This is a genomic window from Kitasatospora nipponensis (assembly GCF_039528135.1).
GTDB classification, from domain to species: Bacteria; Actinomycetota; Actinomycetes; order Streptomycetales; family Streptomycetaceae; genus Kitasatospora; species Kitasatospora nipponensis.
The window spans coordinates 1-627 of record NZ_BAAALF010000832.1; the positions used below are offsets into that span (position 1 = coordinate 1).

General features: G+C 71.1%; 1 protein-coding gene. It reads left to right on the forward strand.

Going from position 1 to position 627, the window contains the following annotated elements:
- The coding region (locus ABD323_RS43580) for a PKD domain-containing protein (RefSeq protein WP_344447556.1) at positions 1 to 627 on the forward strand (627 nt) is incomplete at both ends.

Consider the following 627-nt stretch of genomic DNA (forward strand, 5'->3'; position numbering starts at 1 on the left):
CCTACCGCTACGACTTCGGTGACGGCAGCGAACCGGTCGTCAGCACCGAGCCGACGGCCTCGCACACCTACACGGCCAGGGGCGACCGGCGGGTGCGGGGGGGGGGGGGGGGGGGCGGCCCCAACACGGCGCTCAAGGCCGGGGCCGTCGCGGTGAAGGTCAACGAACCCGGCGAGTTGGTGAACGTTCTGACGGTCACCCCGGTCGCGCCGAGCCAGAACCAAGGGCCGCTGGCTCACTGGTTCGACCTGAGCGCCAGCACCAGCCCCTGGCGGATTCTGCGCTACCAGGTCGACTTCGGTGACGGCAGCGCGAAGGCCGACCAGACCTGGGGCTCCACCACGCACGACTACGCGCAGCCCGGCGTCTACACCGTGACGGCCACTCTGACCGACGAGGGCGGCCGGACCAGCACGGTGACCCGCCAGCTCAAGGTGGCCTATGCCGCCGCAGGGTTCACCGCCATCACCCCGACCCGGTTGCTCGACACCCGACTTCCCGGAATGTGGGGCCTGAGGCGGCTCGGCCCCGGCGAGTCGATCGACGTTTCGCTGCTCAAGCCGAGTGCCGAGGCGACGGTGCTGAACGTCACCGCCGTCGACCCCGGCCAAGGCGGCTTCTTGAGCG